This is a genomic window from Geodermatophilus sp. SYSU D01119 (assembly GCF_054049975.1).
In genome coordinates, this window is sequence record NZ_JBJGYL010000004.1 from 58,310 (window position 1) to 80,397 (window position 22,088).

A 22,088-nucleotide genomic window follows, 5' to 3' on the forward strand; every position below is an offset into this window, starting at 1 on the left:
ACCGCGGACCGCCGCGGTCGGACCCATGAGGAGAACCGTGCCCCGCGCCAGAGACGCCGTCGTCCGGCGGGGTCTGCGCCACGTCGGCCGGGCCATCCGCGAGCAGCGGGCGATGTTCACCCTCGCGGTCCTCGCCAGCAGCCTCTACGCGGGCATGACCGTGCTGTCGGCCTTCGTCATCGGCGGCATCACCGACCGCGTCGTCCTCCCGGCCTTCGAGACCGGGGACACCACCGCCGGCGCGCTCACCCTCGCCGTCGTGGTCCTCATGGGCGTCGCGGTGCTCAAGATCCTCGGCATCCTCGGCCGCCGGCTGTTCGCCGGGATCATGGCCTACCGGCTGCAGGCCGACTACCGCCGCCGCGTCACCGGCCAGTACCTGCGGCTGCCGCTGTCCTGGCACCAGCGCCACCCCACCGGCCAGCTGCTCTCCAACGCCAACTCCGACGTCGAGTCGGCCTGGTACTTCGTCTCCCCGCTGCCCTTCGCCTGCGGCACGCTGGTGATGATCGCGATCACCGTCGTCGCGCTGGTCCTCACCGACCCGCTGCTGGCACTGGTCGGCCTGGTCGTCTTCCCGCTGGTCTTCGTGCTCAACGCGGTCTACTCGCAGGTGATGAGCCCGCGCATGCAGCGCGCCCAGCAGCTGCGCGCCGAGGTCAGCGAGATCGCCCACGAGAGCTTCGACGCCGGCCTGGTCGTGAAGACCCTCGGCCGCGAGGACGTCGAGAGCGCCCGCTTCACCCAGCGCGCCGAGGAGCTGCGCGACGGGTTGGTCGCCGTCGGCCGGGTCCGCGGCCTGTTCGACCCGCTCATGGAGGCGCTGCCCAACCTCGGCACCCTCGCCGTGCTGGTGGTCGGCGCCGGCCGGGTCGCCTCCGGCGCCACCGACGCCGGCGACCTGGTGAGCATCGCCTACCTGTTCACCCTGCTCGCGCTGCCCATCCGCGCGATCGGCTGGGTGCTCGCCGACCTGCCCCGCGCGCTGGCCGGCTTCGACCGGGTCACCCCGGTCCTCGACGCCACGGGGGAGACCCCGCACGGCCCGGAGACCGCGGCCCCCGGCGACGGCGGCGCCCGGCTGGGCCTGCGCGCGGTCGACCACGTCTTCGACGGCGCCTCGCAGCCGGTGCTGTCCGGGGTCACCTTCGAGGTCGCGGCCGGCTCCACGGTCGCCGTCGTCGGGCCCACCGGGTCGGGCAAGTCCACGCTCGCCGGCCTGCTCGTGCGCCTCGTCGACCCCGCCAGCGGCGAGGTGCTGCTCGACGGCGTCGACGTCCGGCGGCTGCGCGAGGGCGAGGTCAGCGGCCAGGCCGCCTTCGTCCCGCAGGGCACCTTCCTCTTCGACGACACCGTCCGCGGCAACGTCACCCTGGGCGGCGACTTCGGCGACGACGAGGTCCGCGCCGCGCTGCGGGTGGCCGCCGCCGACGACTTCGTCGACCGGCTCCCCGAGGGCCTCGACACCCGGGTCGGCGAGCGCGGCGCCACGCTCTCCGGCGGCCAGCGCCAGCGCCTGGCGCTCGCCCGCGCCGTCGTCCGCCGGCCCCGGCTGCTCGTGCTCGACGACGCCACCAGCGCCGTCGACCCCGCCGTCGAGGCCCGCATCCTCGACGCCCTGCGCTCGGCCGACCGGCCCTCCACCGTGGTCGTGGTCGCCTACCGGCAGGCCACCATCGCGCTGGCCGACGAGGTGGTGTGGCTGGAGAACGGCCGGGTCACCGCCCGCGGCAGCCACGAGGAGCTCCTGGCCACCGTGCCCGGCTACGCCGCGCTGGTCCGCGCCTACTCGCAGGCGGAGGTGGCGGCGTGAGCGCGGTGAGCGCGACCGGCGAGCGCCGCGAGGGCGCGTTCGCCACGCTGCGGCGCGGGCTGCGGATGCTGCCGGAGTTCCGCCGCGGCCTGCCCGCCACCTTCGCGCTCGCGCTCGTCGCCACCGCCGGCCGCGTGGTCGTGCCGATCGCCGTCCAGCAGGTGATCGACCGCGGTCTGCTCGCCCCCGGCGGCCCCGACCTCGGCCTGGTCCGCACGCTCGTGCTGGTCTGCGCCGTCGTCGTGCTGGTCACCGGCGTCGCGGTGTACCGGATGAACGTCCGGCTCTTCCGCACCACCGAGACCGCGCTGGCCGGGCTGCGCTCGCGCGCCTTCCGGCACGTGCACGACCTGTCGGTGCTGCACCAGCAGGGCGAGCGCCGCGGCTCGCTGGTCTCGCGCGTCACCAGCGACGTCGACCAGCTTTCGACCTTCATGCAGTGGGGCGGCGTCATCGGCGTGGTGAGCCTCGGCCAGCTGGTCGTCGCCACCGTCGTCATGTCGGTCTACTCGTGGCAGCTGACCCTGCTGGTCATCGTCTGCTTCGTGCCGCTGGCGATCGCCGTGCGCTGGTTCGCCCGCCGCCTGCAGGTGGCCTACGGCGTCGTCCGCGAGCGCGTCGGCGACGTGCTGGCCGCCGTCTCCGAGTCCGTCGTCGGCGCCTCCACGGTGCGCGCCTACGGCATCCGCGAGCGGACGGCGGCCCGCCTCGACCGCTCCATCGGCCGGCACTACCGCGCCCAGGTCGACGCGCAGAAGGTCACGGCCGCGGTGTTCGTCAGCGGCGAGCTGGTGGCCGCGATAGCGAACGCCGCCGTCATCGTCGTCGGCGTCCTGCTCGGCCTCGCCGGGGAGGTCACCGCGGGCACCCTCGTGGCGTTCCTCTTCCTCGTCACGCTGTTCGTCGCCCCGGTGCAGACGGCCACCGAGGTGCTCAACGAGGGCCAGAACGCCATCGCCGGGTTCCGCCGCGTGCTCGACGTCCTCGACACCGAGCCCGACGTCCGCGACCCGGCCGCCACCGGCGCCGCCCGGGAGCTGCCCGCCGGGCCGCTCGGCGTCGCCCTCGAGCACGTCACCTTCCGGTACGCGCCCGGCGCGCGCCCCGCGCTCGACGACGTCGACCTCGTGCTGCCGGCGCAGCGCCGCTACGCCGTCGTCGGCGAGACCGGCTCGGGCAAGACGACGTTCGCCAAGCTGGTCACCCGGCTCATGGACCCCACCGAGGGCCGCGTGCTGCTCGGCTCCGACGCCGCCGGCTGGGTGCCGCTGACCGAGGTCGCGTTCGCCTCGCTGCGCCGCCGGGTGGGCATGGTGCCGCAGGACGGGTTCCTCTTCGACGCCACCGTCGCCGACAACGTCCGCTACGGCCGGCCCGGCCTCACCGACGCCGAGGTGACGGCGGCCTTCGAGGAGCTGGGCCTGGGCGACTGGCTCGCCGGCCTGCCCGACGGCGTCGCGACGGCGGTCGGCCAGCGCGGCGAGTCGCTGTCGGCGGGGGAGCGGCAGCTGGTCGCCATCGCCCGCGCCCACGTGGCCGCGCCCGACCTGCTGGTCCTCGACGAGGCCACCAGCGCCGTCGACCCGGCCACCGAGCGGCGGCTCACCCTGGCGCTGGACCGGCTCACCGACGGCCGCACCACGCTGACCATCGCCCACCGGCTCTCGACCGCCGAGCGGGCCGACGAGGTGCTCGTCGTCGACGCAGGCCGGGTGGCGCAGCGGGGCACGCACGCCGACCTGGTCGACGCCGTCGGCCCCTACGCCCGGTTGCACGCCTCCTGGCGGCGGTCCTCGGCCGCGGCGCCCGAGCGGGTCGGCTGACGGGCGCCCGCTGGCCTGGGAGACGGACGGACCGGCCCGCTGACCTGCGCGTTCGTCTCGTGCGGCGAGCTCCGACCGGCTATCCTCGAACACAGGTTCGAAGCGGATCCGGGAGGTGGGCGGGGTGGGTGAGTTGGCCTCCGCGCTCGACGCCCTGGCCGCCGTCGACCTCGACGAGCTGGGCGACGCCGAGCTGCTCGACCGGGCCCGCGAGCTCGTCGTCGCCGCGCACCGCGTGCACGCCGAGCTGACCCGGGTGGTGCGCCGCACCGACGTCCGCGGCGCGCGCGAGCACGACGGCGCGCGGACCGCCCGCGCCTGGCTCCGCGGCGTCCCCCGGATCTCCGGCGCCTGGGCCGGTGACCTGGTGCGCCACGGCCGCGTCCTCGAGCTGCTGCCGGCGACCGCCCGTGCCTTCGCCGAGGGGTGGATCGGTCCCGACCAGGTCGACGTGATCGCCGTCGTCGTCACACCCGCCCACCTCGATCTGGCCCGGGCGCAGGGCATCGACGTCGACGCCGTCGAGGCCGCGCTGGTGCAGCTGGCCTGCGCCGGCACCCACCGGCAGCTGCAGCAGGCGGTCGGGGAGTACCTCGACAAGCTCGACCCCGACGGCGCCGAGCCCGACCCGACCACCGAACGCGCGGTCACCCTCGTCCAGCACCCCGATGGCACGTGGACCATCGGCGGGCGCCTCGACGCCGTCGGCGGGCAGCGGGTCGCCACCGCGCTGGAGTCGGTGCAGGCCGCCTCCCGCTGCGCCGGTGACGACCGCTCCCGCGCCCAGCGCACCGGCGACGCGATCGTGCAGCTGGCCGACAACCAACTCGCCGGCGGCGACCTGCCCGTCCTGCGCGGCAGCAAGCCGCAGGTGGTGGTGACCGTGCCGCTGTCCGACCTGACCGGCAGCACCACCGCACCCGGCGCGGCGCGGACCTCCACCGGCGCCACCGTCTCCGCCGCCCGCGCCCGCTGGGTGGCCTGCGACGCCGGCCTCACCCGCGTCGTGCTCGACCCCGACGGGCTGCCGCTCGACGTCGGCCGCACCCAGCGGATCGTCCCGCCGCACATCCGCCGCGCCGCCGCGCTGCGCGACGCCGGCTGCGTGTTCGCCGGCTGCGAGGCGCCGACCTGGTTCTGCGACGTCCACCACCTGCTGCACTGGGCGCACGGCGGCGAGACGAGCCTCGAGAACTCCGCCCTGCTCTGCGAACGCCATCACACGAAGGTCCACTCCGGCTACCGCGTGCAACGCATCGACGACCGGTGGCGCACCTGGCGGCCCGACGGCACCGAGATCCTGATCGCCGCCGCCCGGCTGCGCACGTGACCCGGACGGCCCGGCCGGCCGCCGCCCACCCGGGCCGCGGCCCCGCCGGCCTGCCCGGCGGACGAACGGTGGACCAGCACGTCGACCGGGGGGCTCACGGTTCTCCTAGGCTGCGCCGCATGAGCGCGCCCTCGCGGATCCCCGGGCCGGCCCTGGCCGCGGCCATCGTCGCCGCGCTCGGCGTGCTGCCGCTGGTCGTGGTGGCGTTCCTGGTCATCGCGCTCGGCGGACTCGAGGCCGACGGGGGGCGCAACTGGCTGGAGACCGGCCTGCTGCTGCTCCTGCCGCTGCTGCAGCTGTTCGCCCTGGGCTGGTTCCTCCTGCGGCGCGGCCGCGTCCCACTGGTGGTCGCCGCGCTCGCCACCGTCGCCGGGGGCGTGCTCATCTTCGGGATCTCCGCCTCGGTCGGGCAGTCGGTGGGTGCCGGGCCGTTCGTGCTGGCGCTGTGCCCGGTGGTCGCCGCGGCCCTCGCGATGACCCCGGCCGTGGGCCGCTGGTCGGCCGAGGCCCGGGCGGCGCGCCGCGGCCGCCGGGCCTGACGACACCGGGCCGGGCGACACCGGGCCGGACGACACGAGGCCTGACAGGGCGCGTCCAGGCGGCGCTCCTACGCTGCGCGGCATGCCGTCGTCGCCCTCCCGCCGGACGACGACCCGCCGCTCACCCCGGGCGGCGGCCGCGCCGTCGTCGGCAGTCCGGCGGACCGGTCCGCCGCCGCCCCCGCAGGGCCGCCCGCTCACCGCGCCGTTCGCCGCCGTCTTCGGCCTGCTCGTCGCCGTCGAGGACCTCTACCTCGGCTGGCTGCTGTGGGAGCCCGACCCCGGCCTGCACTGGTACGTCGTCGTCTCCGCCGCCCTGGCACTGCTGGCCCTCGCCGGGGCCGCCCTCGTGTTCCGCGGGCGGGGCCGCGGCTGGCTCGTGCTGGCGCTCGCCGCCGTGCTGCCGATGCTCCTGCTGCTCGCCTCCGCGCTCCTGTTCGGCGCCCTCGGCGACGGCGACGGCGTGGGGTGGTCGCTGCTCCTGCTCGCCGGCCCGCTCGGTGCCCTGGTGCTCGCCGTGCGCCGTCCGATCCGGGAGTGGACCCGGCCCGGCCGGGGGAACCCGGCCCCCGCCCCGGCTCGTCCCGGCCGCACCGGGGGCCGCGGCCGCTAGCGTGCCGCCCGTGGCTGACACAGACGTCGTCGTGGTGGGGTCCGGGCTGGCCGGGCTGGTGGCGACCGCCGAGCTGGCCGACGCCGGCAAGCGGGTGGTCCTCGTCGAGCAGGAGCCGGAGGCCTCCTTCGGCGGCCAGGCCTGGTGGTCCTTCGGCGGGCTGTTCCTGGTCGACTCGCCCGAGCAGCGCCGGCTGCGGGTCCGCGACTCGCTCGAGCTGGCCCGCCAGGACTGGTTCGGCACCGCCGCCTTCGACCGCGCCGAGGACCACTGGCCGCGGCAGTGGGCCGAGGCGTACCTGCAGTTCGCGGCCGGTGAGAAGCGCGCGTGGCTGCGCGAGCAGGGCGTCCGGTTCTTCCCCATCGTCGGCTGGGCCGAACGCGGCGGCTACACCGCCACCGGCCACGGCAACTCGGTGCCGCGGTTCCACATCGTGTGGGGCACCGGCCCCGGCATCGTCGAGCCCTTCGCCCGCCGGGTGCGCGCCGCCGTCGACCGCGGACTGGTGGAGCTGCGCTTCCGCCACCGGGTCACCGGCCTGGTGGTCACGGACGGCGCGGTCACCGGCGTGCGCGGCGAGGTCCTCGAGCCCAGCGCCGCCGCCCGCGGGGAGGCCAGCTCGCGCACCGCGGTCGGCGAGTTCGAGATCGCCGCGCAGGCCGTCGTCGTCACCTCCGGGGGGATCGGCGGCAACCACGACCTGGTGCGCCGCAACTGGCCCGCCCGCCTCGGGCCGGCGCCGCAGCGGCTGCTGTCGGGCGTGCCCGCGCACGTCGACGGGCTGATGCTCGAGGCCACCCAGGCGGCCGGCGCGCACGTCGTCAACGCCGACCGGATGTGGCACTACACCGAGGGCATCGCCAACCACTCGCCGGTGTGGGCGCGCCACGGCATCCGGATCCTGCCCGGGCCCTCGTCGCTGTGGCTCGACGCCACCGGCAACCGCCTGCCGGTGCCGCTGTTCCCCGGCTTCGACACCCTCGGCACGCTCGCCCACATCGGGCAGACCGGTCACGAGCACACCTGGTTCCTCGCGACGAAGAAGATCGTCGAGAAGGAGTTCGCGCTGTCGGGCTCCGAGCAGAACCCCGACCTGACCGGCAAGGACGTCCGCCTCCTGCTGAACCGGGTCAAGGCGGGGGTGTCCGCGCCGGTGCAGGCCTTCCTCGACCGCGGCGAGGACTTCGTCACCGCCACCTCGCTGCCGGAGCTGGTCGCCGGGATGAACCGGGTCACCGGCGGCGACCCGGAGATCGACCTCGCGACCGTCGAGCGGGAGGTGCTCGCCCGCGACCGCGCGGTGGAGAACGCCTTCACCAAGGACCTGCAGCTCACGGCCATCCGCGGCGCCCGCGGCTACCTCGGCGACAAGCTGATCCGCGTCGCCCCGCCGCACCGGCTGCTCGACCCCGCGGCCGGCCCGCTCATCGCCGTCCGGCTCAACCTGCTCACCCGCAAGTCCCTCGGCGGGCTGGAGACCGACCTGTCCGCCCGCGTGCTGCGGCCCGGCGGTGAGGTGTTCCCCGGCCTGTACGCCGCGGGCGAGGTCGCCGGGTTCGGCGGCGGCGGCGTGCACGGCTACCGCTCGCTCGAGGGCACCTTCCTCGGCGGCTGCCTCTTCTCCGGGCGGGTGGCCGGCCGCGCGCTGGCGGCGGCCCTGTGACGTCCCCCGCCAGCCCCTGGTCGGACCCGACGACGGAGACCGAGCCGGTCGCCTACGCCGGACCGCCTGCCTCCGTCCCGCCGCCGCAGCCGTACGGCGGCTGGGCGCCGCCCGGGTACGGCTGGCCGCAGCAGGCACCGCCGCAGTGGGCGCCCTACGGCCCGCCGGGACCGCCACGCCCCCGCCGACCCGGGCAGGTCGTGGCCGCCGCGGTGCTGTCGTTCGTGCAGGCGGCCGCGGTGGCCCTCTCCTCGGCCTACCTGCTCCTGCTGGCCAGCACCTTCGGCTTCCTCGCCACCGAGTTCGGCGGCGACGAAGGGACCGACGCGCTCGTCACCGAGGCCGTGGTGGTGACGGTCGTGCAGCTGCTGTCGGCCGTCGCGCTCGTCGTCGGCGGGGTCGTCCTCCTCAACCGCCGCGGCCGGGGGTCCTGGACGACGCTGGTCGTCGCCCTCGGCGTCCAGCTCGCCCTGTCGCTGTACTGGGTGGTCCGGCTGAGCACCCTCGACGGCTTCACGGACGACGTCGTCGGCCCCGCCGCGGTGCTCGTCGTCGGGGTGCTGTTCTTCACCGCCGCACCCGCCGTCGCCCTCGGCCTGCTGCTCGTCGGCGCGGTCCGGCGCTGGGCCACCGGCGACGACGACGCGGTGCGGCGGTGACCGGCCGGCTGCCGCTGCCGCCGCGGCCCGGGTCGGTCCACCAGGCCGGCTGGACGGCGGTCGTGCTGGCGCTGGCCGCGCTGCCGGGCGGCTTCATCGCCCTGCTGGTCGGGCTGTCGGTGCCGTGGCGCGAGCTCGACGGGCTCGCCGCCGTCCTCTTCGACGTCCTCGTGCCGGTCCTCGGCACCACCCTGGTCACCGGGCTGCTGTTCCTCGGCGGGGCGCTGCTGCTGCTCGCCGGCGCCGGGCGCGGACTGCTGTACGCCGCCGTCGCCGCGCAGGTGGCGCTGACGCTGTACTGGCTGCTGGCCCTGGCCGCCGGGATGCTCACCGGTGAGGACGGCAGCCTCGTCGTCGCCGGGCTCCTGGCCGCCCTCCCCGGGGTGCCGGCGGTGTGGGTCGCCTCCCGGGCCCGGGCGGCCAGCACGACCGCCTGGCTGGCCGCCCGCGCCGCCGGGGGCGTCCCGCAGGCCCGCTGACCGGCGCCGTCCCGGCCCGGTGGGACGATCGGGGGCATGTCCGCCGTTCCCACCGCCTCCGAGCTGGACCCCGAGGTGGCCGCGCTCCTGCGCCGCGACCCCGCCGGGCTCGTCGCCGCCGTCGTCCAGCAGCACGACACCGGTGAGGTCCTCATGGTCGCCTGGATGGACGACGAGGCCCTGCACCGCACGCTGACCACCGGCCGGGCCACCTACTGGTCGCGCAGCCGGCAGGAGTACTGGGTCAAGGGCGAGACCTCCGGCCACCGCCAGTGGGTGCGCGACGTGCGCCTGGACTGCGACGGCGACGCGCTGCTCGTGCTCGTCGACCAGGAGGGCCCGGCCTGCCACACCGGCGAGCGCAGCTGCTTCCACCGCGACCTGGGGGCCGGCCGTGCGGCTCGGTGAGACCACCCCCACCCGCGAGGAGTTCGCCGCCGCGGACCAGCCGGTCGTCCCGGTGACCCGGCGGCTGCTGGCCGACGGCGAGACCGCCGTCGGCGTGTACCGCAAGCTCGCCGGCAACCGCCCGGGCACCGTGCTGCTGGAGTCGGCCGAGCAGGGCAAGCGCTGGTCGCGCTACAGCTTCGTCGGCGTGCGCAGCGCGGGCGTGCTGACCGAGCGCGACGGCCGCACGCTGTGGCTCGGCGACCCGCTGCCCGGGCTCACCGATGACCTGCCCGAGGACCCGCTCGCCGCCGTCCGCGTGCTCGCCCGCCGGCTGCGCTCGCCGCGCACCCCGGGCCTGCCGCGGCTCACCGGCGGCCTGGTCGGCTACCTCGGCTACGACGTCGTCCGGCGCCTGGAGCGGCTGCCGGTCACGGCCACCGACGACCTGGGCATGCCCGAGCTCGCGCTGAGCCTGGTCACCGACCTGGCGGTTCTCGACCACACCGACGGCACGGTCCTGCTCATCGCCAACGCGCTGCCCGGTGCCGGCGACCGCGACGCCGCCAGGGAGGCCGCGTGGGACGACGCCGTCGCCCGGCTCGACGCCATGGCCGCCGACCTCACCAAGGCCGTCCCGCCGGGCGTGGCCACCTTCACCCCGGCCGACCCGCCGCCGGTGCGCAGCACCATGGCGCCGGGGGAGTACGAGGCCGGCGTCGAGACCGTGCGCGAGCACATCCGCGCCGGCGACGCCTTCCAGGTCGTGCTCGCCCAGCGGTTCGAGACCGACACCGACGTCGACGCGCTCGACCTCTACCGGGTGCTGCGGGCGACCAACCCCTCGCCGTACATGTACCTGCTGCGCTTCGCCGGGCGGGAGTCGCCGTTCGACGTCGTCGGCTCCTCACCGGAGGCGCTGGTGACCGTGACCGGCAGCCAGGCCGTCGTCCACCCGCCGGCCGGCACCCGCCCGCGCGGGGCCACCGAGGAGGAGGACATCCGCCTCGCCGAGGGGCTGCTCGCGGACCCGAAGGAGCGCGCCGAGCACGTGATGCTCGTGGACCTCGCGCGCAACGACCTCGGCCGGGTCTGCGTGCCCGGCACGGTCGAGGTGCCCGACTTCATGCGGGTCGAGTACTACAGCCACGTCATGCACCTGGTCTCGACCGTGTCCGGTGAGGTCGAGCCCGGCCGCGACGCCCTCGACGTCTTCGACGCGACGTTCCCGGCGGGCACCGTCTCCGGCGCCCCCAAGCCCCGTGCCATGGAGATCATCGAGTCGCTGGAGCCCACCCGGCGCGCGCTGTACGCGGGCACGGTCGGCTACGTCGACGCCAGCGGCGACATGGACATGGCCATCGCCATCCGCACCGCCGTGCTGCACCAGGGCCGCGCCTACGTGCAGGCCGGCGCCGGCATCGTGGCCGACAGCGACCCCGCGACCGAGGAGGCCGAGACCCGGCACAAGGCGCGGGCGGTGCTGTCGGCGATCGCGACGGCGGAGGGGATGCGGGAGGTCCGGTGAACCCGCGGCGGGAGATGGGCACGGCGCTCGCCGGGTGCGCCCTGGCCGGCGCGCTCGCGCTGTCGGCGGGCGGGCAGACCTGGTCGACGGTGACCGTCACCCGGCGCGCGCCGCTGCCGCCGGTCGCCGAGACGCTCACCGGATCCTCGCTGGCGCCGCTGGTCCCGGCCGCCGGCCTGCTGCTGCTCGCCGCCGCGGTCGCGGTGCTGGCCGTGCGCGGCGCCGCGCGGGTCGCCGTCGGGGTGCTCGTGGTGCTCGCCGGCGGGGCGCTGGCCTGGTCGGGGCTGCGGGCGCTCACCGGCGGCGCCGATCCGGGCGCCGCCGCCCCGGGGGAGGAGCGCGTCGCCGAGGTGGCCGCCGCCTGGCCGGTGCTCTGCCTGCTGGCCGCCGCCGTCGCGGTCGCCGCCGGGGTGCTGGTCGCGCTGCGCGGGCGCCGCTGGCCCGGCATGGGCCGCCGCTACGAGCGGGCCGGCGCGCCCGCGCCCGCACGGCCGCGCACCGACGAGGACCGGGCGCTCGACGCCTGGCGCGCGCTGGACCGGGGCGACGACCCGACCGACGACGACCCCGCCGACGACCCCGCCGGCGACCCGGCGGCCGGGCCCCCGGGCCGCCGTCGCTAGGCTGGGGCCACCGTCCGACCGGCACCGGGACCGGCCGACCCCCAGCAGCGAGGAGGCGGTGTGACCGTCCTCGACGACATCGTCGCCGGCGTCCGCGAGGACGTCGCGGCGCGCGAGGCGGCCACCCCGCTGGCCGAGGTGCGGGCCGCCGCCCGCGACGCCCGCCCCGCCCTCGACGCGCTCGCCGCGCTGCGCGCACCCGGCGTCGGCGTCATCGCCGAGGTCAAGCGCCGCAGCCCCAGCAAGGGCGCGCTGGCCGACATCCCCGACCCCGCGGTCCTGGCCCGCCAGTACGCCGACGGCGGCGCCCGGGTGATCAGCGTGCTCACCGAGCGGCGCCGGTTCGGCGGGTCGCACGCCGACCTCGCCGCCGTCCGCGCCGCGGTCGACGTGCCGGTGCTGTGCAAGGACTTCGTGGTCAGCAGCTACCAGGTGCACGAGGCGCGGGCCCACGGCGCCGACGTCGTCCTGCTCATCGTCGCCGCGCTCGAGCAGAACGCCCTGCTCGGCCTGCTCGAGCGGGTCGAGTCCCTGGGCATGACCGCGCTGGTCGAGGTGCACACCGAGGCCGAGGCCGACCGGGCGCTGGCCGCAGGCGCCTCGGTGATCGGCGTCAACGCCCGCGACCTCACCACCCTCGCCGTCGACCTCGGCACCTTCGAGCGGATCGCCCCCGGCCTGCCCTCGGGGATCGTCAAGGTCGCCGAGTCCGGCGTCCGCGGCCCCCGCGAGCTCATCGCCTACGCCGCCGCCGGCGCCGACGCGGTGCTGGTCGGCGAGGGCCTGGTCACCGCCGGCGACGCCCGCCAGGCGGTCGCCGACCTGGTCACCGCCGGGTCGCACCCCGCCGTGCCGCGCACGACCCGCTAGACCCCCTCCACCACGGAGCCCCCCGGGCGCGGGACACTGGGCGCATGACCAGCAGCGCCGTGCACCCGACCCAGGAACGACCCGCCCCGCCGGCGCGGCCGTCCTGGCCGGATGCCACGGGCCACTTCGGCGTCTTCGGCGGCCGCTTCGTGCCCGAGGCCCTCATCGCCGCGCTCGACGAGCTCACCGAGGCCTACGAGGCCATGCGCGTCGACCCGGCGTTCCTCGCCGGGTTCGCCGCCCTCCAGCGCGACTACACCGGCCGCCCCAGCCCGGTCACCGAGGTGCCGCGGTTCGCCGAGCACTGCGGCGGCGCGCGGGTGCTGCTCAAGCGCGAGGACCTCAACCACACCGGCTCGCACAAGATCAACAACGTGCTGGGCCAGGCCCTGCTCACCAAGCGCATCGGCAAGCAGCGCGTCATCGCCGAGACCGGCGCCGGCCAGCACGGCGTCGCCACCGCCACCGCCGCGGCCCTCATGGGCCTGTCCTGCACCGTCTACATGGGCGAGGAGGACACCCGCCGGCAGGCGCTCAACGTCGCCCGCATGCGGCTGCTCGGCGCCGAGGTGGTCCCGGTGACCACCGGCTCGCGCACCCTCAAGGACGCCATCAACGAGGCCTTCCGCGACTGGGTCACCAACGTCGAGACGACCAACTACGTCTTCGGCACCGTCGCGGGCCCCCACCCGTTCCCGGCGATGGTCCGCGACTTCCAGCGGGTCATCGGCGACGAGGCGCGCGCCCAAGTGCTCGAGCGCGAGGGCCGGCTGCCCGACGCCGTGCTCGCCTGCGTGGGCGGCGGCTCCAACGCCATCGGCATCTTCACCGCCTTCGTGCCCGACGACGGCGTGCGCCTGGTCGGCCTGGAGGCCGGTGGCGACGGCGTCGAGACCGGCCGGCACGCGGCCACCATCACCGGCGGCGCCCCCGGCGTGCTGCACGGCGCCCGCTCCTACCTGCTGCAGGACGACAACGGGCAGACCGTCGAGTCGCACTCGATCAGCGCGGGCCTGGACTACCCCGGCGTCGGCCCCGAGCACAGCCACCTGCACGACATCGGCCGCGCCGAGTACCGCCCGGTCACCGACGCCGAGGCCATGGAGGCCTTCGCGCTGCTGTGCCGGACCGAGGGCATCATCCCGGCGATCGAGTCCGCGCACGCGCTCGCGGGAGCGATGCGGCTGGGCCGCGAGCTGGTGGCCCAGGGGGACGGTGGGCGGGGAGGTGAACCGCCGCTGCTGCTGGTCAACCTGTCCGGCCGCGGCGACAAGGACGTCGAGACGGCATCGCGCTGGTTCGGTCTCGGCGACCGCAGCGAGGTGGATCCCGGCCCCGGGATGGACACCGACCAGCACGCCACCGAGGGCGCCGTCGCCTCCGGCGACGCGGTGCCCGGCCGGGACGCGGGGAGCGTGGCATGAGCCGGCTCGAGCAGCGCATCCGCGCCGCCCGCGCCGAGGGCCGCGCGGCGCTGGTCGCCTACCTGCCGGTGGGCTACCCCGACGTCGAGGCGTCGATCGCCGGCATGGTCGCGGCCGTGGAGGGCGGGGCCGACGTCGTCGAGATCGGCGTCCCCTACTCGGACCCCGGCATGGACGGCCCGGTCATCCAGCAGGCGGTCGACCCCGCGGTGCGCGCGGGCGTCGGCATCCGCGACGTGCTGCGCGCCGTCGAGGCCGTCGACGCCGCCGGCGCCGTGCCGGTGGTCATGAGCTACTGGAACCCGATCGAGCGCTACGGCGTCGAGCGGTTCGCCGCCGACCTGGCCGCCGCCGGGGGAGCGGGGGCCATCACCCCCGACCTCATCCCCGACGAGGCGGGCGCCTGGCTCGCGGCGTCGGAGGAGCAGGGGCTGGACCGGGTGTTCCTCGTCGCGCCGTCGTCCACCGACGCCCGTCTGCGCTCGACCACCGCCGCCTGCCGCGGCTTCGTCTACGCCGCCTCCACCATGGGCGTCACCGGCACCCGGGCCACGGTCGGCGACGCGGCCGAGACGCTCGTGGCCCGCACCCGCGCGGTCACCGACGTGCCGGTCTGCGTCGGCCTCGGCGTCTCCAACGGCGACCAGGCCGCCGAGGTGGCCGGCTTCGCCGACGGCGTCATCGTCGGGTCGGCCTACGTGCGCGAGATGCTCGAGGGCCGCGGCGCCGACGGCGTGCGGCGGCTGTCGCAGGAACTCGCCGAGGGCGTGCGCCGCCAGGCGGTGCGCCCGTGAGCGTCCTCGCCGCCATCCCGAGCCCGTCGCAGGGCGTCTGGCACCTCGGCCCGTTCCCGCTGCGCGCCTACGCGCTGTGCATCATCGCCGGCATCGTCGCCGCCTGCTGGATCGCCGAGAGGCGCTGGGTGGCCCGCGGCGGGCGGCCCGGAGAGGTGCTCGACATCGCCATCTGGGCGGTGCCCTTCGGCATCCTCGGCGGCCGGATCTACCACGTGATCACCACGCCGCAGCCCTACTTCGGCGAGGGCGGCGACCCGGTGCGCGCGCTCTACATCTGGGAGGGCGGCCTCGGGATCTGGGGCGCCATCGCTCTCGGCGGCGTCGGCGCCTGGATCGCCTGCCGCCGCCGCGGCATCCCGCTGCCCGCCTTCGGCGACGCGATCGCGCCCGGCCTGCTGGTGGCCCAGGCCATCGGCCGGCTGGGCAACTGGTTCAACCAGGAGCTCTTCGGCCGGCCGACCACGCTGCCGTGGGCCCTGGAGATCGACCCCGAGCACCGCCAGCAGGGCTACGAGCAGTTCGCCACGTTCCACCCGACGTTCCTCTACGAGCTGCTGTGGAACCTCGCCGCGGCCGCCGTCGTCGTGTGGGCCGACCGCCGCTTCCGGCTCTCCCACGGCCGCGCCTTCGCGCTCTACGTCGCGCTGTACTGCGCCGGCCGGGTGTGGATCGAGGCGCTGCGGATCGACGACGCCAACCGCATCCTCGGCGTCCGGCTCAACGTGGTCACCTGCATCGTCGTGGGGCTGCTCGCCGTGGCCTACATGGTCTGGCAGCGCGGCCGCCCGCGGGAGGTGCTCGACCGGGTCGACGAGGACGTCGATCCCGCTGCCGGTCCCCCTGCCGACCGCACCGCCGACCGTGATGCGGACGACACCGCCGCCGTCGCGGGGGAGAGCGCCGACGGGGCCCCCACCAGCACCGATGCCGGCCGCCCGGCGCGGGGGCGTGACCGGTCTCACGACACGCCCGGAGCGTCCTGACGGGACGCGCCGACGAGCCGGTTTGCGCCGGTCGACTGCGTGTTACGGCTGTGTACCCTTCCGTCCAGATCCCCCAGTGATCCTGGGTGGTCACATCGCGTCGGAACCGGGCCAGCGCTGCCCCGCGGGACGACGACCCCGCGGCACCACCCGTGGGGCCGCCGGTCCTCGACCGGCCCGGGCCACCGTGTCCCGGCCGGCGGTCGGCTCCTCGCTGTCCTCGCCTGCTCCTGTGCACCGCATCTCCTGACGCACCGCACCCTCTGACCACCGGCCGGGCCGAGAGCCCCACGTCGTCCCCCCGGGACGGCGTCCGCGCCGACGACGGGAGTGATCATGTCCGGGTCCACCACCCCCGCGCTCCGCACCACCACCGGCACCACGACCGGCACCGCCGTGCCGTTCTCGGCCACCCCGCCGGCAGCCGGTCTCTACGACCCGGCGAACGACTCGGACGCCTGCGGCGTCGCCTTCGTGGCCGACGCCCGGGGCCGCCGCTCGCGCGCCATCGTGGCCGCGGGCCTCACCGCGCTGCACAACCTCGACCACCGGGGTGCCGCCGGTTCCGAGCCCAACTCCGGTGACGGCGCCGGCATCCTGACCCAGGTGCCCGACGCGCTGCTGCGCGCCGGCGTCGACTTCGACCTGCCGCCGCTGGGCGAGTACTCCGTGGGCATCGCGTTCCTGCCCACGGACGAGGCCGAGCGGGCCGCCCGTTACGCCGACGTCGAGCGGATCGCCGCCGAGGAGGGCCTGACCGTCCTCGGCTGGCGCGACGTGCCGGTCGACCCCGACGGCGCCGACCTCGGCCCGACCGCCCGCGCCGTCATGCCGCACTTCGGCCAGCTGTTCGTCGCCGAGACGATGGGCGCCCGCGCCGACGCCGCGGCCTTCGGCGGCCCGCGCGCCGTCAACGGCGTCACGCGGCTCGAGCGGCGCTCCTTCGTGCTGCGCAAGCGCGCCGAGCGGGAGGCCCGCGAGGCCGGCAGCTCGCTCTACGTGGTCTCGCTGTCCAGCCGCACCATCACCTACAAGGGCATGCTGACCACCGACCAGCTGCCCGCGTTCTTCCCCGACCTGCGCGACGAGCGCTACGAGTCGGCGATCGCGCTGGTGCACAGCCGGTTCTCCACCAACACCTTCCCGAGCTGGCCGCTGGCCCACCCCTTCCGGTTCATCGCCCACAACGGCGAGATCAACACGATCAAGGGCAACCGCAACCGGATGCGCGCCCGCGAGGCCAAGCTCGAGACCGAGCTGTTCGACGGCCCCGCGGGCCCCGCCTCCGAGCTCGGCCTGGAGCGGGTCTTCCCGGTCACCGCCAGCGACTTCAGCGACTCGGCGACCTTCGACGAGGTGCTCGAGCTGCTGCACCTGTCGGGCCGCTCGCTGCCGCACGCGGTGCTGATGATGATCCCGGAGGCGTGGGAGAACCACGACGAGATGGACCCGGCCCGCCGGGCCTTCTACCGGTTCCACTCCTCGATCATGGAGCCCTGGGACGGGCCGGCCTGCGTGGCGTTCACCGACGGCACGCTCATCGGCGCGGTCCTCGACCGCAACGGCCTGCGCCCGGGCCGCTGGTGGCGCACCCGCGACGACCTCGTCGTCCTCGCCAGCGAGGCCGGCGTGCTCGACATCCCCGCGAGCGACGTCGTCGCCAAGGGCCGGCTGCAGCCGGGCCGGATGTTCCTCGTCGACACCGCCTCCGGGCGGATCGTCTCCGACGAGGACGTCAAGGGCGCCCTCGCCGCCGAGCACCCCTACGAGGACTGGCTGCACGCCGGCCTCGTCCACCTGCCCTCCCTGCCCGAGCGGCGGCGCGCGCGGCCGAGCCACGAGTCCGTGGTCCGCCGCCAGCTGCTGTTCGGCTACACCGAGGAGGATCTGCGCGTCCTGCTCACCCCGATGGCCTCCTCGGGCGCCGAGCCGATCGGCTCGATGGGCACCGACACCCCGATCGCGGCGCTGTCGGACCGTTCGCGGCAGCTCTACGACTACTTCGGGCAGCTGTTCGCCCAGGTGACCAACCCGCCGCTGGACGCCATCCGCGAGGAGCTGGTGACCAGCCTCGGCCGCACCTTCGGCCCGGAGCAGAACCTGCTGTCGGCCACCCCGGCGTCGTGCCGGCAGGTGTACCTGCCCTACCCGGTCATCGACAACGACGAGCTGGCCAAGATCCTGCACATCGACGACGACGGCGACCTGCCCGGCTTCGCCGCCGTCCGGATCACCGGCCACTTCGACGTCACCGGCGGCGGCCCCGCGCTGGTGCAGGCGATCGAGGAGCTGCGCACCAAGGTCAGCAAGGCCATCTCGGCCGGCGCGCGGATCATCGTGCTCTCCGACCGGGACTGCGACGAGAAGCGCGCCCCCATCCCGTCGCTGCTCATGACGGCCGCCGTCCACCACCACCTGGTGCGCGAGCGGACCCGCATGGAGGTCGGCCTCGTCGTCGAGTCCGGCGACTGCCGCGAGGTGCACCACGTCGCGCTGCTGCTCGGCTACGGCGCGGCCGCGGTCAACCCCTACCTCGCGTTCGAGTCCATCGAGGACCTCATCCGCGACGGCGTGCTCACCGGCGTGCAGCCGGCGCAGGCCGTGCGCAACGTCGTCAAGGCGCTCGGCAAGGGCGTCCTCAAGGTCATGAGCAAGATGGGCATCAGCACCGTCGGCTCGTACACGATGGCGCAGATCTTCGAGGCCGTCGGCCTGTCGCAGGACGTCGTCGACGAGTACTTCACCGGCACCTCGTGTCCCCTCGGCGGCGTCGGCATGGACGTCCTCGCCGAGGAGGTCGCCATGCGGCACCGCCGCGCCTACCCGGAGAACCCGACCGAGCGGGCGCACCGCCGGCTGGAGACCGGCGGCGAGTACCAGTGGCGCCGCGAGGGCGAGGTGCACCTGTTCAACCCCGAGACGGTGTTCCTGCTCCAGCACTCCACCCGCTCGCGGCAGTTCGAGGTGTTCCAGCGCTACACGGAGACCGTCGACAAGCTGTCGGAGGACGCCGGCACGCTGCGCGGCCTGTTCTCGATCCGGACGGGCGAGCGCCCGCCGGTGCCGATCGAGGAGGTCGAGCCGGTCAGCGAGATCGTCAAGCGCTTCCAGACCGGCGCGATGAGCTACGGCTCCATCTCGCAGGAGGCGCACGAGACCCTCGCCATCGCCATGAACCGGCTGGGCGGCAAGTCCAACACCGGTGAGGGCGGCGAGGACCCCGACCGCTTCGTGCCCGACCCGAACGGCGACCTGCGCCGCTCGGCGATCAAGCAGGTGGCCAGCGGCCGCTTCGGCGTCACCAGCGAGTACCTGGTCAACGCCGACGACATCCAGATCAAGATGGCGCAGGGCGCCAAGCCCGGCGAGGGCGGCCAGCTGCCCGGCGGCAAGGTCTACCCGTGGGTCGCCCGCACCCGGCACTCGACGCCGGGCGTCGGCCTGATCAGCCCGCCGCCGCACCACGACATCTACTCGATCGAGGACCTCAAGCAGCTCATCCACGACCTCAAGAACGCGAACGACGGGGCGCGGATCAACGTCAAGCTCGTCGCCGAGGTCGGCGTCGGGACGGTCGCGGCCGGCGTCAGCAAGGCGCACGCCGACGTCGTGCTCATCTCCGGGCACGACGGCGGCACCGGCGCCGCCCCGCTGACCTCGCTCAAGCACGCGGGCTCGCCGTGGGAGCTGGGCCTGGCCGAGACGCAGCAGACGCTGCTGGCCAACGGGCTGCGCGACCGGATCGTGGTGCAGGCCGACGGGCAGATGAAGACCGGCCGCGACGTCGTCATCGCGATGCTGCTCGGTGCCGAGGAGTACGGCTTCGCCACCGCCCCGCTGGTCGTCTCCGGCTGCGTGATGATGCGCGTCTGCCACCTCGACACCTGCCCCGTCGGCGTCGCCACGCAGAACCCGGAGCTGCGCAAGCGGTTCACCGGGCGGCCGGAGTTCGTCGTCACCTTCTTCGAGTTCCTCGCCGAGCAGGTCCGGCAGTACCTGGCCGAGCTCGGCTTCCGCTCGGTCGACGAGGCGGTCGGCCACAGCGAGCTGCTCGACACCCGGCGCGCGGTCGACCACTGGAAGGCCAGCGGCCTGGACCTCTCGCCGATGCTCGCCCGGCCGCCGCTGCCCGAGGGGGCGGCCCTGCGGGCGGTCCGCACCCAGGACCACGGCCTCGACGTCGCCCTGGACCAGACGCTGATCCAGCTGAGCGAGGGCGCCCTGCTCGACGCGCGGCCGGTGCGCCTGGAGCTGCCGGTGCGCAACGTCAACCGCACCGTCGGCACGATGCTCGGCTCGATGGTCACCCGCCGCTTCGGCGGCGAGGGCCTGCCCGACGGCACGATCGACCTGACCTTCACCGGGTCGGCCGGCCAGTCCTTCGGCGCCTTCGTTCCGCGCGGCATCACGATGCGGCTGCTCGGTGACGGCAACGACTACGTCGGCAAGGGCCTGTCCGGCGGGCGGATCGTCGTCCGCCCGGCGCCCGAGGCTCCCTTCGCCGCCGAGGACAACGTCATCGCCGGCAACGTCATCGGCTACGGCGCCACCAGCGGGGAGATCTTCCTGCGCGGGCGGGTCGGCGAGCGGTTCTGCGTGCGCAACTCCGGCGCGCTGGCCGTCGTCGAGGGCGTCGGCGACCACGCGCTGGAGTACATGACCGGCGGGCGCGCGGTGATCCTCGGGCCCACCGGGCGCAACGTCGCGGCCGGCATGTCCGGTGGCATCGGCTACGTGCTCGACCTCGCCCGGCACCGGGTGAACACCGAGATGGTCGACGTCGAGCCGCTGGACGGCGAGTCCTCCCAGTGGCTGCGCGAGGTCCTGGTGCGCTACCAGGCCGAGACCGAGTCGCCGGTGGCCGCCGCGCTGCTGGCCGACTGGGGCCGCTGGTCCGAGCAGTTCAGCGTGATCATGCCGCGCGACTACCGTCGCGCCCTCGAGGCCCGGCGCGCCGCCGAGGCCGCCGGAACGGACGTCGATCGAGCAGTGATGGAGGCCGCACGTGGCTGACTCCACGGGGTTCCTGAAGTACGAGCGGGCGCTGCCGCCCCGGCGGCCGGTCGACGTCCGCATCCTGGACTGGAAGGACGTCTACCTGTCCCGCCAGAGCGGTGAGGACGGCGTCTACCCGGTCGCGGCGCTGCGCCAGCAGGCCGCCCGGTGCATGGACTGCGGCATCCCGTTCTGCCACCACGGCTGCCCGCTGGGCAACCTGATCCCGGAGTGGAACGACCTCGCCCGCCGCGACGACTGGCGCGACGCCATCGAGCGGCTGCACGCGACGAACAACTTCCCGGAGTTCACCGGGAAGCTGTGCCCTGCGCCCTGCGAGGGCTCCTGCGTGCTGAACCTGCAGGACTCGCCGGTCACGATCAAGCAGATCGAGTGGGAGATCATCGACCAGGCCTTCGAGCGGGGCTACGTCGAGCCGCAGGCCCCGGCCGAGCGCACCGGCAAGAAGGTCGCCGTCGTCGGGTCCGGGCCGGCGGGCCTCGCCGCCGCCCAGCAGCTCACCCGCGCCGGGCACGACGTCACCGTGTACGAGCGGGCCGACAAGGTCGGCGGGCTGCTGCGCTACGGCATCCCCGAGTTCAAGATGGAGAAGTCCGTCCTGGACCGGCGGCTGGACCAGATGCGCGCCGAGGGCACCCGGTTCGTCACCGGCGTCGAGGTCGGCGGCAGCGGGCCGGACGACCTGTCGGCCGAGCAGCTGCGGGGCGAGTACGACGCCGTCGTCGTGGCCGCCGGCTCCACCATCGGCCGCGATCTGCCCGCGCCGGGCCGGGAGCTCGACGGCATCCACCTGGCCATGGAGTTCCTGCCCTTCGGCAACCGCCAGGCGCTCGGCGAGCTCGACGACCCGCCGATCAGCGCCAAGGGCAAGGACGTCGTGATCATCGGCGGTGGTGACACCGGCGCGGACTGCCTGGGCACCTCGCACCGGCAGGGCGCCCGCTCGGTCACCCAGCTGGAGATCATGCCCGCGCCGCCGGACCAGCGGGCCGAGGGCAACCCCTGGCCGACCTACCCGATGATCATGCGCATCTCCTCCGCGCACGAGGAGGGCGGCCAGCGGCTGTACTCGGTCAACACCGAGCGGTTCCTCGGCGACGACGAGGGCCGCGTGCGCGCTCTGGTCATCCACGAGGTCGAGCGGGTCGACGGCCGGTTCCAGAAGGTCGAGGGCACCGAGCGCGAGCTGCCCGCCCAGCTCGTGCTGCTGGCCATGGGCTTCACCGGCGTGCAGCGCGAGGGCCTCGTCGAGGCGCTCGGGCTCGAGGTCGACGGGCGCGGCAACGTCGCCCGCGACGGCGAGTTCATGACCACCGTGCCCGGCGTGTTCGTCGCCGGGGACGCCGGCCGCGGGCAGTCGCTCATCGTGTGGGCGATCGCCGAGGGCCGCGCCGCCGCCGGCGCCGTCGACTCCTGGCTGACCGGCAGCTCCATGCTGCCCCGGCCGGTCACCCCGACGGCGGTCGCGCTGCGGTAGTCCGCCGTCCACCCGGACGACACCGGCCAGGGCCGGGTCCCGCGACACCGCGGGACCCGGCCCT

At 75.5% G+C, this 22,088-nt stretch carries 17 protein-coding genes; all 17 read left to right on the forward strand.

Annotated elements, in window-relative coordinates:
• Positions 1 to 37: 37 nt before the first annotated feature.
• The 17 genes from ACI79X_RS04040 to ACI79X_RS04120 all read left to right on the forward strand — a co-directional run bounded on the left by ACI79X_RS04040 (position 38) and on the right by ACI79X_RS04120 (position 22,024).
• Positions 38 to 1,813, forward strand: coding sequence for an ABC transporter ATP-binding protein (locus ACI79X_RS04040; RefSeq protein ID WP_457024136.1), 1,776 nt, complete (start codon positions 38 to 40; stop codon positions 1,811 to 1,813).
• On the forward strand, positions 1,810 to 3,636 hold the full coding sequence (locus tag ACI79X_RS04045) for an ABC transporter ATP-binding protein (RefSeq protein WP_457024137.1): 1,827 nt from the start codon (positions 1,810 to 1,812) through the stop codon (positions 3,634 to 3,636). Before ACI79X_RS04040 ends, ACI79X_RS04045 begins: the two co-directional genes overlap by 4 nt.
• Positions 3,637 to 3,760: 124 nt before the next feature.
• Positions 3,761 to 4,966 (forward strand): DUF222 domain-containing protein, encoded by a 1,206-nt coding sequence (locus tag ACI79X_RS04050; protein WP_457024138.1) that lies wholly within the window; start codon positions 3,761 to 3,763, stop codon positions 4,964 to 4,966.
• A 119-nt stretch (positions 4,967 to 5,085) separates the two neighbouring features.
• On the forward strand, positions 5,086 to 5,505 hold the full coding sequence (locus ACI79X_RS04055) for a hypothetical protein (RefSeq protein ID WP_457024139.1): 420 nt from the start codon (positions 5,086 to 5,088) through the stop codon (positions 5,503 to 5,505).
• Positions 5,506 to 5,587: 82 nt separating this feature from the next.
• Positions 5,588 to 6,118, forward strand: a complete 531-nt coding sequence (locus tag ACI79X_RS04060; protein WP_457024140.1) for a hypothetical protein — start codon at positions 5,588 to 5,590, stop codon at positions 6,116 to 6,118.
• Positions 6,119 to 6,128: 10 nt separating this feature from the next.
• Positions 6,129 to 7,781 carry an FAD-binding dehydrogenase gene (locus tag ACI79X_RS04065; protein ID WP_457024141.1) on the forward strand — a complete coding sequence of 551 codons (1,653 nt, stop codon included), beginning with the start codon at positions 6,129 to 6,131 and terminating at the stop codon, positions 7,779 to 7,781.
• Positions 7,778 to 8,440 carry a hypothetical protein gene (locus ACI79X_RS04070; RefSeq protein ID WP_457024142.1) on the forward strand — a complete coding sequence of 221 codons (663 nt, stop codon included), beginning with the start codon at positions 7,778 to 7,780 and terminating at the stop codon, positions 8,438 to 8,440. The genes ACI79X_RS04065 and ACI79X_RS04070 overlap by 4 nt, the downstream gene beginning before the upstream one ends.
• Positions 8,437 to 8,919 carry a hypothetical protein gene (locus ACI79X_RS04075; protein ID WP_457024143.1) on the forward strand — a complete coding sequence of 161 codons (483 nt, stop codon included), beginning with the start codon at positions 8,437 to 8,439 and terminating at the stop codon, positions 8,917 to 8,919. Before ACI79X_RS04070 ends, ACI79X_RS04075 begins: the two co-directional genes overlap by 4 nt.
• Before the next feature lie 36 nt (positions 8,920 to 8,955).
• A complete protein-coding gene (gene hisI, locus ACI79X_RS04080) occupies positions 8,956 to 9,327 on the forward strand; it encodes a phosphoribosyl-AMP cyclohydrolase (RefSeq protein WP_457024144.1) in 372 nt (123 codons plus the stop codon).
• Positions 9,314 to 10,834: an anthranilate synthase component I gene (locus ACI79X_RS04085; RefSeq protein WP_457024145.1), complete on the forward strand. Its 1,521-nt coding sequence runs from the start codon at positions 9,314 to 9,316 to the stop codon at positions 10,832 to 10,834. Before hisI ends, ACI79X_RS04085 begins: the two co-directional genes overlap by 14 nt.
• The gene (locus ACI79X_RS04090) at positions 10,831 to 11,457 is read left to right on the forward strand and encodes a Trp biosynthesis-associated membrane protein (protein WP_457024146.1); all 627 of its coding nucleotides are present in this window, start codon (positions 10,831 to 10,833) and stop codon (positions 11,455 to 11,457) included. Before ACI79X_RS04085 ends, ACI79X_RS04090 begins: the two co-directional genes overlap by 4 nt.
• A gap of 60 nt (positions 11,458 to 11,517) precedes the next feature.
• Positions 11,518 to 12,327 (forward strand): indole-3-glycerol phosphate synthase TrpC, encoded by an 810-nt coding sequence (trpC, locus tag ACI79X_RS04095; protein WP_457024147.1) that lies wholly within the window; start codon positions 11,518 to 11,520, stop codon positions 12,325 to 12,327.
• A gap of 44 nt (positions 12,328 to 12,371) precedes the next feature.
• Entirely contained in the window at positions 12,372 to 13,751 is a 1,380-nt protein-coding gene (gene trpB / locus ACI79X_RS04100) for a tryptophan synthase subunit beta (protein ID WP_457024148.1), read from the forward strand.
• Positions 13,748 to 14,545, forward strand: coding sequence for a tryptophan synthase subunit alpha (gene trpA / locus ACI79X_RS04105; RefSeq protein WP_457024149.1), 798 nt, complete (start codon positions 13,748 to 13,750; stop codon positions 14,543 to 14,545). Before trpB ends, trpA begins: the two co-directional genes overlap by 4 nt.
• Positions 14,542 to 15,531 carry a prolipoprotein diacylglyceryl transferase gene (gene lgt / locus ACI79X_RS04110; RefSeq protein ID WP_457024150.1) on the forward strand — a complete coding sequence of 330 codons (990 nt, stop codon included), beginning with the start codon at positions 14,542 to 14,544 and terminating at the stop codon, positions 15,529 to 15,531. The genes trpA and lgt overlap by 4 nt, the downstream gene beginning before the upstream one ends.
• A 336-nt stretch (positions 15,532 to 15,867) precedes the next feature.
• Entirely contained in the window at positions 15,868 to 20,544 is a 4,677-nt protein-coding gene (gene gltB / locus ACI79X_RS04115) for a glutamate synthase large subunit (RefSeq protein ID WP_457024151.1), read from the forward strand.
• Complete coding sequence (locus ACI79X_RS04120; protein ID WP_457024152.1) at positions 20,537 to 22,024, forward strand: glutamate synthase subunit beta; 1,488 nt, start codon at positions 20,537 to 20,539, stop codon at positions 22,022 to 22,024. Before gltB ends, ACI79X_RS04120 begins: the two co-directional genes overlap by 8 nt.
• Positions 22,025 to 22,088 lie beyond the last annotated feature (64 nt).

Coding starts and splice junctions, on each gene's coding strand:
- ACI79X_RS04055 (WP_457024139.1), top strand. CDS start 5,086: ATGAGCGCGCCCTCGCGGATCCCCGGGCCGGCCCTGGCCGCGGCCATC.
- ACI79X_RS04060 (WP_457024140.1), top strand. CDS start 5,588: ATGCCGTCGTCGCCCTCCCGCCGGACGACGACCCGCCGCTCACCCCGG.
- hisI (WP_457024144.1), top strand. CDS start 8,956: ATGTCCGCCGTTCCCACCGCCTCCGAGCTGGACCCCGAGGTGGCCGCG.
- trpB (WP_457024148.1), top strand. CDS start 12,372: ATGACCAGCAGCGCCGTGCACCCGACCCAGGAACGACCCGCCCCGCCG.
- trpA (WP_457024149.1), top strand. CDS start 13,748: ATGAGCCGGCTCGAGCAGCGCATCCGCGCCGCCCGCGCCGAGGGCCGC.
- gltB (WP_457024151.1), top strand. CDS start 15,868: ATGTCCGGGTCCACCACCCCCGCGCTCCGCACCACCACCGGCACCACG.